The following is a 9,985-nucleotide window of genomic DNA, read 5'->3' on the forward strand; positions in this document are numbered from 1 at the left end:
GACTTGCGCGGAATTCTCGCTCATCGGGCATGCCCGCGCTTTTCCATGATTGTGACGCCGACGCCCCCTGTTGCCGCTGCCGCCCGCCCTGTGTCCTCAGGCGTGCAGGACAAATCATACTCGCCCGCCAGCAGGTCAAGCTTGCATACTTTAGTCTCGATTGACGAGACAGAAGCGCGCGCAGCGACCGCGGGCCTGTCATCGACCAGCGCGGGAATGCCGGTGAGCGCCCTGATGACGGCGGCGTCGGATACGTCGGTCGGGAGCGTCATCGGAGAGGCAGGGTTCCTGCGGTGCCGGCATTGGCGCACCATTTTGCACCGGAAGCCCCTGCGCTCGCAAGGCGGCGGGGTCTTTCAATTTTCTTGATTATCGGCTTGACCGGACGTTGCCCATGCGCAAGCGGCTGAAATTCAGCTCGCCTTCCTCGGCGTCTGCGCCATGGCGCGGGCGAGCACCTGGGCTTCCTTCTTCAGCATCTCCGCCAGCTCGCCTTCACGGCGGCGGATGCGGTCAGATGCCGCACCGATCGAGAGCGCGGCGACGACCTCGCCGGTGTCGTCGCGCACGGGGACGCCGACGCCGCCCATGCCGGGAAACGCGGCGTCGATCAGCACGGTGTGGCCGACCTTGCGCGCGGTGGCGATGCGCTCGCGCATGAATTTTGGCGTGATGCGCGGCGATTTCGCCAACCGCGGCACGATCACCTCGATCACCGCCTCGATCTCCGCATCCGGCAGCCACACCAAAAGCGCCAGCGCGCCGGCGCCGACGCCGAGCGGGCGCCGGCTGCCGATCTGCAGATAATTCGGCTGCAGCGGGTTGCTGCCGACCGAGCGCGCCAGATACAGCGCCTCGACGCCGGAGCGCACCGAGAGCAGCGCGGTGTCGGCCGAGCGTTCGGAGAGACGCAGCAGGCTCGGCTGCGCCAGCTCGGCGATATCGACAGTGCGCCGCGCGCCGACCGCCATCACCCGTGCCTCCTGGCCCAGCTCATAGGTCTTGGCGCCGGCGACGCGGCTGACAAAACCTTCCTCGATCAGCGAATTGAGAATGCGCAGCGCGGTCGCCTTGTTCAGCGAGGCGGTGTCGGCGATGTCGGTCAGCCGCAGCGGCGAGCGCTGCGCCAGCACGCGCAGGATCGCGCAGACCTTCTGGATGGCATTGAACTTGTCGGGCTGGCCCGGCTCGGGCGGCGGCACCTTCTTCCTGCCGGCCTTCGCGATTGCCGTCGTGGACGCGTTCATGCCATGCCCTTCGTGTCTCTCGTCTCGCCGCGGATCACCCCTCATGGTGACGAGCGCGGAACGCGCGTCTCGAACCATGAGGCGGTCTGTGGCCTCGTCCTTCGAGACGCCCGCGTTCCACGGGCTCCTCAGGATGAGGGGTGAGGACTGATCCTAGGGCGAAACAATCGCGGCGCGACATAGCATATTTTCGTCAGACGAAACCTCAATCCAAATATTGATGGTGCCTTGCAGCAATCGCGCTGCAGCCAATTTCGTGTCACGAAATCACTCCGCGACGGTCAGACAGTGAGCGCGAGTCTCTCTATTCGTCATGCCCGGGCTTGTCCCGGGCATCCACGTCTTTCGTCACCACGACCCAAGCAAGACGTGGATGGCCGGGACAAGCCCGGCCATGACGTGGGAGAGAGTCCCCGCTACGCCTTCCTCGGCATCTCGCCGAGATCCCAGAACAGGCCGGCCATGATGGTCAGCGCCTCCTCCGTCACCGGCAGCAGGATGTGCTCGTTCGGCGCATGCTGCGAGCAGCCGGGATAGGAATGCGGCACCCAGATCGTCGGCAGGCCGAGGCCTTCCGAGAACACGTCGTTGGGCAGCGAGCCGCCGAAATTCGGCAGCACCGCAGGCGCCTTGCCCGTGGTCTTGCGCACGGACTCCGCGGCCCAGTCGATCCAGGGGCTGTCCATGTCGGTGCGCGAGGCGCCGAAGCGCTGCGTGCCTGACACCTCGACCATCGGAAAGCCGTTGCCATGCAGGTAAGTGCGGATGGCGTCGACGACTTCCAGATATTTGGTGCCGACCACGAAACGAAGCTGCAGGACGGCGTTGGCGTTGCCGGGAATCGCGTTCGCCGGCTTGTCGATATTGCCCGACGACATCGCCAGCACCTCGAGCGTGTTCCAGGCATAGAGCCGCTCGGCCGGGGTCAGCCCCTCCTCGCCCCAATCCTCCGCCAGCGCCGGCTCGTCGGCGGTCGGCTCGATCTTCACGTCGGCGAGCGCGGCGCGGACGCGGTTCGAGATCGGCGGCGGCTTCAGCGCATCGAGCTTCATGCGGCCCTTGCCGTCGACCAGGCTCGCGATCGCATTGGCGAGGATCGTCGCGGGATTGGCGAGCACGCCGCCCCAATTGCCGGAATGATTGCCGCCCTCGCGCAAATTCACGTCGAGATGGATGCGGTTGCCGCCGCGGCAGCCGAGGAAGATGGTCGGCCGGTCCGCCGACAGCCGCGGCCCGTCGGAGGCCAGGAACAGATCGGCCTTCAGCTCCTCGCGATGGGCTTCGCAGACCTGGCGCAAATCGGGCGAGCCGATCTCCTCGCCGGTCTCGATGATGAACTTGGCGTTGAAGCCGAGCTTGCCGCCGCGCGCCTGCTTGACCGCGCGAAGCGCCGCCATGTTGATGGAGTGCTGGCCCTTGTTGTCGGCGGTGCCGCGGCCGTAGACGCGCTCGCCCTTGATCGTGGTCTGCCACGGGCTGAGATTGTCGCGCCACTCGCCGACCATGCCGTCGACGACGTCACCATGGCCGTAGCTCAGCACCGTCGGCAGCGCAGCGTCCTCGCGATACTCGGCGAGCAGATACGGCCCGCGGCCGGTCGGCGATTCGATCAGGCGGGTGGTGAAATCGAGATCGGCGAAGGCGGGCTGCAGATTCTCCACCAGATAGGCGCGCAGCGCGTCGGCCTTGTCGGCGTTCTGGCTTTCGGTCTGGTAGCCGACCCGCGCGTCCAGCTCGTTGAGGAACTGCCCGGAATGAAGATGCTCTCGCACGATCGCGATTGCGTCGGCCCGTGTCGCCATGATGGTTCCTTTTGGAATAGCGTTTTGAACCGCCAACCTATCGAGATCGTCGCGCGACTGGAAGGCCCGAGAGGTCGAATCGGCCTTGCCAAAACATGCGAAGTCGCAGCAATTTCGCTCCCGCAAAGCCCGGCGTCCGACCGGGCATCGATCAAGCGGTGCGGGTCTCTCGAATGACAAAACAGATCAGGCTCAACGCCTTTGCCATGAACTGCGTGGCGCATCAGTCGCCGGGGCTGTGGACCCATCCGCGCGACCGCACCAAGGACTACAACAAGCTGTCCTACTGGACTGATCTCGCCAAGACGCTGGAGCGCGGCCGGTTCGACGGGCTGTTCCTGGCCGACGTGCTCGGTGTCTACGACGTCTATGCCGGCGGTCCGGAGGCCGCGCTGCGCAACGCGGCGCAGGTGCCGTGCAATGAGCCGTTGATGCTGATCCCGGCGATGGCCGCGGTCACCGAAAATCTCGGCTTCGGCGTCACCAGCAATCTCTCCTTCGAGCCGCCCTATCCCTTTGCAAGACGAATGTCGACGCTCGACCATCTGACCTGTGGCCGCGTCGGCTGGAACGTCGTCACCGGCTATCTCGATTCGGCCGCGCGTGGCGCCGGCAAGGACAAGCAGACCGCACATGACGACCGCTACGAGCTTGCCGACGAATATATGGAGCTGGTCTACAAGCTCTGGGAAAGCAGCTGGGAAGATGACGCCGCAATCCGCGACGTCGCGCGCGGCATCTTCACCGATCCGTCAAAAGTGCATCCCGTACGCCACGAGGGAACGAACTATCGGCTCAACGCGCTGCATCTCTCCGAGCCGTCGCCGCAGCGGACGCCGGTGCTCTACCAGGCCGGGACCTCGCCGCGCGGCCGGCAATTCGCCGCCGAGCACGCCGAATGCGTGTTCATGTCGGGGCCGTCGTCCAAGGTGATCGGCCCGCGCGTTTCCGCAATCCGAGAGCTCGCCGCCGAGAAGGGCCGGAACGCCGCCGAGATCCTGATGTTCTCGATGATGTGCATCGTGGTCGCGCCGACCGAAGCAGAAGCGAAGGCGAAATACGCCGAGTATCGCAGCCATATCAGCCATGAGGGCGCGCTGGCGCTGATGTCGGGCTGGACCGGCGTCGACTTCTCGACCTATTCGCTCGACCAGCAGGTCCGCCACGTCCAGAACGACGCCGGCCGCTCGGCCATGGACAATGTCACCCGCGCCGACCCCGATCGCGTCTGGACCGTGCGCGAGGTCGCCGAGCACGTCGGCATCGGCGGCGCCGGCCCGGTCGTGGTCGGCACGCCCGCACAGGTCGCCGACAAGATCGAGCAGTGGTTCGAGGAGACCGATGTCGACGGCCTCAACGTCGCATTCGCGATCTCGCCCGGCGATTTCGATGATATCGCCGACATGCTGGTGCCGGAGTTGACCAAGCGCGGGCGGTACAAGACGGAATACGCGAAGGGGACGCTGCGCGAGAAGCTGTTCGGTGCGGGCCGGGCGCGGCTGGATGCGACGCATCCGGCGAGCCGGTATCGGGTCAAAGCAAGTGCGTAGGGTGGGCAAAGGCGCGTAGCGCCGTGCCCACCATCCACGCCGTGCTCGTGATGGTGGGCACGCTTCGCTTTGCCCACCCTACGAATTACGACTCGCTTCAATTCACCGCGTTGCTCACCACGACCTCGATCAGCTTCGCGCCGGGGCGGCTGAACGCGGACGTCATCGCGCCCTTCAGCTCCTGCGGATCCGAGATCCTGATCGCCTCGAGCCCGAGCGACTTCGCAAGGGCGGTGAAATCCACCGGCGGATCGATGAAATCCATGCCGACGTAGTTGTCATCGCCATGGAAGGCGAGCAGGCGCTGCTTGATGATGCGGTAGCCGCCATTGTTGACGATGACGAAGGTCAGCGGCAGCTTGTGGTTGGCGGCCGTCCACAGCGACTGGATCGAATACATCGACGAGCCGTCACCCGAGTAGCACACGACCGGCCGGGTCGGATTGGCGAGGCTGACGCCGACCGCGGCCGGCAGGCCCCAGCCGATGCCGCCGGAGGCCAGCGCGTGATAGCCGTAGCGGTCGCGATGCGGACGCAGCGCGATGATCTGCCGCGATGAGGTCAGGCCCTCGTCGACCAGGATCGCGTTATCAGGCATCGACTCCACGACCTGCAGTGCCAGCCAGTCCGGATCGATCGGCGTGGTGCGGCTCTTGGTGGAGATCTGCTCGACCAGCGCCCTGCGCTTGGCGGTCCAGTTCTTCGAGGACAGCGCGGCGAGCCCCTGCTTCGCCCGCGTCTCCAGCACGCCGCCGCCGATCGATCTGAGCGCCGGCACCAGCGCGCGCAACGTTTCCTTCACATCGGCCTTCACCGCGATCTCGGCGCCGTAATTTCGCGCGAGATCGTTGTCGACGAGGCCGACCTGCACGATCGACAAGCCCTCCGGCAGCGGATCGATCTCGCTGTAGACAGACATCCGCAAGGGATCGCCGCCGAGCGCGATCAGGAGATCATAGGGTGCGAGCACGTCGCGCGCGACCTTCTGCAGCCGCGCGATCGCACCCATGAAGCACGGGCTCTCGGAAAGGAAATGCGCGCCATAGGGCGTCGACGATTGCCAGGCCGGGCAACCCAAGGTCTCCGCGAGATCGGCGGCCTCGCGCAGCGCGTCGCTTTTCACGATCTCGTCGCCGACGATGATCACAGGACGCTCGGCTTTCAGAATGCGCGCGGCGAGCGCCTTCAGCGTTTCCTCCGACGGAGTCACGCGCGTATCGACGCGGGTGGAGCGGCCGAGCTCGATGCCGGCCTCGGAATTGAGGATATCGCCCGGCAGCGAGATGAACACCGGCCCGGTCGGCGGCGTGGTCGCGATCTTGGCGGCGCGGCGCACGATGCGCGGCAGATCTTCCAGCCGCGTCACCTCGACCGCCCATTTCACCAGCGGCGCCGCCATCTGCACCAGCGGGCCATACAGCACCGGCTCCGTGAGCCCATGACCTTGTTCCTGCTGACCCGCGGTGAGGATCAGCGGCGTGCCCGTAAAACTCGCGTTGTAGAGCGAGCCCATCGCATTGCCGAGGCCGGGCGCGACATGGACGTTGCAGGCCACGAGCTTGCCCGAGGCGCGGCTGAAGCCATCGGCCATCGCGACCACCAGGCTCTCCTGCATCGCCATCACATAGGTGAGATCGGGATGATTCTTCAGCGCATGCATGATCGGCAGCTCGGTGGTGCCGGGATTGCCGAACAGATGCGTGACGCCCTCGTCCTTCAACAGCGCGAGAAATGCGGAGCGGCCGGTGATCTTGTTCTTCATGTCTCCTCCATCCCGACCCGCGTTGGCTGGCGGGCGGGGCATCATGGCCGAGGTCGCGCGGCGGGAGCAATCGAGCGCGCGGTCATGGCTGCCTTGCAGCATTGCTCGCGTGTCCCGGGCGCGCTGCAGCGTGCAACGCTGCTGCGCAGAACCGGGACCCATACGAGATACAAGCGATATCGGATCGATGGGCCCCGGCTCTGCGGCGCATCACTGCGTGCTGCGCCGCGTCCGGGGCACGAGCTAAAACATCCCCTCGCGCTCGCCGCGCTTCTTCTTTTTCGAGCGGTGCCAGACCACGCCGGGATAACCCTTCAGCGGCACCAGCGGCTCGCCGGTATAGGCCCATTCCTGCAGCTCCTCGATCGCGATGTGATAGAGCGGCTGGCGGCCGGTGCGGCCGGTAAACAGCGCGCGCGGGATGTTGACCATGTGCGGCGAGCGGGCGCGTTCGTAAATGATGGGCGTGCCGCAATTGGCGCAGAAGCTGCGCGCAGTCTTGGTCGTCGCATCCTCGTAGCGCGACAGCTCGTCCTTGCCTTGCGTGATGCGGAAACGCTTGCGCCAGCTGCCGACATAGGTCGCGTAGGCCGCGCCATGCGCGCGGCGGCTCGCCGGCGTGTGGTCATGCCAGGCCCAGCGCGCCGGCACGTCGATCTCGAAGCGCACCTTGCCGCACAGGCATTGGCCTGCCGCCGGCTTGCCGAGCGCGACGGCCTTTGGCTTCTTCTTCGGGGTCTCCGTTTCGTCGTCGTCCGGAAACATCTGTAACCTTCGATCTTGTAGCCCGGATGAAGCGAAGCGTAATCCGGGGCAGTCCATTCGCGGATCATCTTTCCCGGATTGCGCTTCGCTCCATCCGGGCTACGAAGGCTTACGCCCGCGCCAATTCGTCGTGCACGGGGTAATCCGTGTACCCCCTCTCCTCGCCGCCATAGAACGTCGCGCGGTTGTAGGGCGTCAGCGGATAGCCGCGTTGCAGACGACGCGGCAGATCGGGGTTGGAGATGAAGAAGCGGCCGAACGCGATCGCGTCGGCGTGGCCCTCGGCGACCGCCGACTGCGCAGAGGCGCCGTTGAAGTTGCCGGCCGAGATCAGCACGCCGCTCCACAGCGGACGATAGAGCATCATCGCCGACGGCACGTTCTTCCAGTCGACGTCGGCGCGGCCGGTGCCGCTGGCGCGCGGCTCGATGAAATGCAGGTAGGCGAGGCCGAGCTTGTCGAGCGAGGTGATGGCGTGGCTGTAGAGCGGCATCGGGTCCGCCTCGCCGCTCCCATTGGCGATGCCATAGGGCGACAGACGCACGCCGACGCGATTGGCGCCCCAGACGCCGATCACGGCCTCCGTCACCTCGATCAGGAAGCGCACGCGGTTCTCGATAGAGCCGCCATATTGATCGGTACGGATGTTGCTCTTCGATTGCAGGAACTGCTCGATCAAATAGCCGTTGGCGCCGTGGATCTCGACGCCGTCGAAGCCGGCGGCCAGCGCATTCTTCGCGCCCTGGCGATAGGATTCGATCATGACAGGAATTTCGCTGGTCTCGAGCGCGCGCGGCGTCTCGTAATCGACCACCTTGCCATCCGCCGTCATCGCCTTGAATTCAGGCGCGATCGCAACCGCCGACGGCGCCACCGGCAGCGCACCGCCGGGCTGGAACGAGGAATGCGAGACGCGGCCGACGTGCCAGAGCTGCAGGAAGATCAGCCCGCCCCTGGCATGCACGGCATCGACGACCTCGCGCCAGCCGGCGACCTGCGCGTCGGTGTAGACACCGGGAACGCCGGGATTGCCAAAACCGGTCGCAACCACCGGCGAGGCTTCGGCGATGAGCAGGCCGCCCGGCGTCGCACGCTGCGCGTAATACTCGGCATTGAGCGGCCGCGGCGCCAGCGACGGCCTCGCCGCGCGCATCCGTGTCAGCGGCGCCATCACGACGCGGTGCTTGAGCTGGTACGGACCGATCTGCAGCGGCGAGAACAAAGACGGTGGATTCATTTCCTGCCCCGGAATTTTCTGGTTTGCATTCCCGTGATCTAACGGACTTCATCTTGTTCGGAAAAGCGCGTAGTGGCAATCTGTTGCCAGATGCGCGAGAGCAGGTCATCCATGCCGAAACCGAGCGCCCGATCGCTCCCCTCCTTGAGCGTCCGCATCGATCTCGATGCCGAGGGCCGAATCGGGCCGGGCAAGATCCAGCTGCTGGAGAACATCCGCCAATGTGGCTCGATCTCGGCCGCCGGTCGCGCCATGGACATGAGCTACAAGCGCGCCTGGGACCTCGTCGACGAGATCAATCGCATCTGCCGTCAGGCTGCAGTCGAGCGACAGACCGGCGGCAAGAATGGCGGTGGCGCCATGCTGACTCCATTCGGCCTGTCGCTGGTGGCACGCTACCGCAAGATCGAGCGCGACGCGGCCAGCGCCGTGAAGAAGGAGCTCGCGGCGCTGCGCAGCGATATCGGGAAACCGAAGAAGGCTGCGACTCGATAAATCAAAGCCACGCAAAGATTCGCAGTGTCCCCTCGCCCCGCTCTTGCGGGGAGAGGTGAAAAGCGCGAAGCGCCGCCGTTATGAGCACGGCCTGCGCGAAAACCTCCCATGCATCGGCGTGGATGGTCAGCGTGATATGCCGGCCTCAACGTAGCGGCATGGCTTGAGTCGGAGACCAACGATGCCCCACCCCGCGATGTCGCCCAATCATGTTGCCGTGATCACAGGAGGCGCCTCCGGGATCGGACTTGCCGCCGCGCTGCGCTTCGCAGCGGCCGGCATGAAGGTCTGCATCGCCGATCTCGGCGCCGAGCGGCTGAAGGACGCCGAAACAAAACTGTCATCTGTCGCGCCGCATGGCGGCGCCAGCATCATGACGGCAGCGGTTGATGTCAGCAAACTCGGCGAGGTCGCCGGCCTGGAAGCCGCGGTCACGACCCGGTTCGGCGGCACCGATATCCTGATGAACAATGCCGGCATCCAGCCCGGCAGCGCGATGTTCGGCCCGGCGGAGAATTGGCAGCGCATCCTCGCGGTCAATCTCTGGGGCGTGATCAACGGCACGCAGGCCTTTGCGCCCAACATGATCAAGCGCGGCCGGCCGGGCCTGATCATCAATACCGGATCCAAGCAGGGCATCACCACGCCGCCCGGCGATCCCGCCTACAACGTGTCGAAGGCCGGGGTGAAGGCGTTCACCGAAGCCTTGCAGCATGAGCTGCGCAACACGAGGGATTGCGAGATCACGGCGCATCTGCTGATCCCCGGCTTCGTGTTCACCGGCCTCACCGCCCGCGGCCGCACCGAAAAGCCGGCCGGGGCCTGGACGGCGGAACAGACCGTCGACTTCATGATCGAGCGACTCGAGGCCGGCGATTTCTACATCCTCTGCCCCGACAATGACGTGCCGCGTTCGCTCGACGAGCGCCGCATCCTCTGGGCCGCCGGCGACATCGTCGAGAACCGCCCGCCGCTGTCGCGCTGGCATCCGGACTACGGCGACGCGTTTGCGGCGTTCGTGAAGGGGAAGTAGCCCGGCAATCGCGGTCTCGTAGAGCCTGAGAGCCAATTCGTTTTGGCGTTCGACATCAAGGAGCGTTGGCGCCCCTTGATGTCAGAGCCAACGG

General features: G+C 65.8%; 9 protein-coding genes. 3 read left to right on the plus strand and 6 right to left on the minus strand.

The features are described from left to right. Window positions 1–20: 20 nt before the first annotated feature. The 3 genes from JQ604_RS41470 to JQ604_RS06880 all read right to left on the minus strand — a co-directional run bounded on the left by JQ604_RS41470 (window position 21) and on the right by JQ604_RS06880 (window position 3,049). Window positions 21–272, minus strand: coding sequence for a hypothetical protein (locus JQ604_RS41470; protein ID WP_249158059.1), 252 nt, complete (start codon window positions 270–272; stop codon window positions 21–23). Window positions 273–413: 141 nt separating this feature from the next. After that, complete coding sequence (locus tag JQ604_RS06875; RefSeq protein ID WP_212354629.1) at window positions 414–1,247, minus strand: IclR family transcriptional regulator; 834 nt, start codon at window positions 1,245–1,247, stop codon at window positions 414–416. A gap of 416 nt (window positions 1,248–1,663) precedes the next feature. After that, entirely contained in the window at window positions 1,664–3,049 is a 1,386-nt protein-coding gene (locus JQ604_RS06880; RefSeq protein WP_212354631.1) for a M20 family metallopeptidase, read from the minus strand. 173 nt (window positions 3,050–3,222) lie between these two features. Here JQ604_RS06880 and JQ604_RS06885 point away from each other — a divergent pair, with 173 nt between their 5' ends. After that, window positions 3,223–4,599: an LLM class flavin-dependent oxidoreductase gene (locus JQ604_RS06885; protein WP_212354633.1), complete on the plus strand. Its 1,377-nt coding sequence runs from the start codon at window positions 3,223–3,225 to the stop codon at window positions 4,597–4,599. A gap of 97 nt (window positions 4,600–4,696) precedes the next feature. Here the strand turns inward: JQ604_RS06885 and JQ604_RS06890 are convergent, their stop codons facing one another. The 3 genes from JQ604_RS06890 to JQ604_RS06900 form a co-directional block, all read right to left on the minus strand. After that, a complete protein-coding gene (locus tag JQ604_RS06890; RefSeq protein ID WP_212354635.1) occupies window positions 4,697–6,361 on the minus strand; it encodes a thiamine pyrophosphate-binding protein in 1,665 nt (554 codons plus the stop codon). A 243-nt stretch (window positions 6,362–6,604) separates the two neighbouring features. Further along, a complete protein-coding gene (locus JQ604_RS06895; RefSeq protein WP_212354637.1) occupies window positions 6,605–7,126 on the minus strand; it encodes a GFA family protein in 522 nt (173 codons plus the stop codon). A gap of 109 nt (window positions 7,127–7,235) precedes the next feature. Next, on the minus strand, window positions 7,236–8,363 hold the full coding sequence (locus JQ604_RS06900; RefSeq protein WP_212354639.1) for an alkene reductase: 1,128 nt from the start codon (window positions 8,361–8,363) through the stop codon (window positions 7,236–7,238). Window positions 8,364–8,474: 111 nt separating this feature from the next. Between JQ604_RS06900 and JQ604_RS06905 the strand changes: the two genes are divergently transcribed. Both JQ604_RS06905 and JQ604_RS06910 read left to right on the plus strand, forming a co-directional pair. Continuing rightward, window positions 8,475–8,858 carry a winged helix-turn-helix domain-containing protein gene (locus tag JQ604_RS06905; protein WP_212354641.1) on the plus strand — a complete coding sequence of 128 codons (384 nt, stop codon included), beginning with the start codon at window positions 8,475–8,477 and terminating at the stop codon, window positions 8,856–8,858. A gap of 181 nt (window positions 8,859–9,039) precedes the next feature. Beyond that, complete coding sequence (locus JQ604_RS06910; protein WP_212354643.1) at window positions 9,040–9,891, plus strand: SDR family NAD(P)-dependent oxidoreductase; 852 nt, start codon at window positions 9,040–9,042, stop codon at window positions 9,889–9,891. The last annotated feature ends 94 nt before the right edge of the window (window positions 9,892–9,985 follow it).

It is taken from the genome of Bradyrhizobium jicamae, from assembly GCF_018130695.1.
GTDB classification, from domain to species: Bacteria; Pseudomonadota; Alphaproteobacteria; order Rhizobiales; family Xanthobacteraceae; genus Bradyrhizobium; species Bradyrhizobium jicamae_B.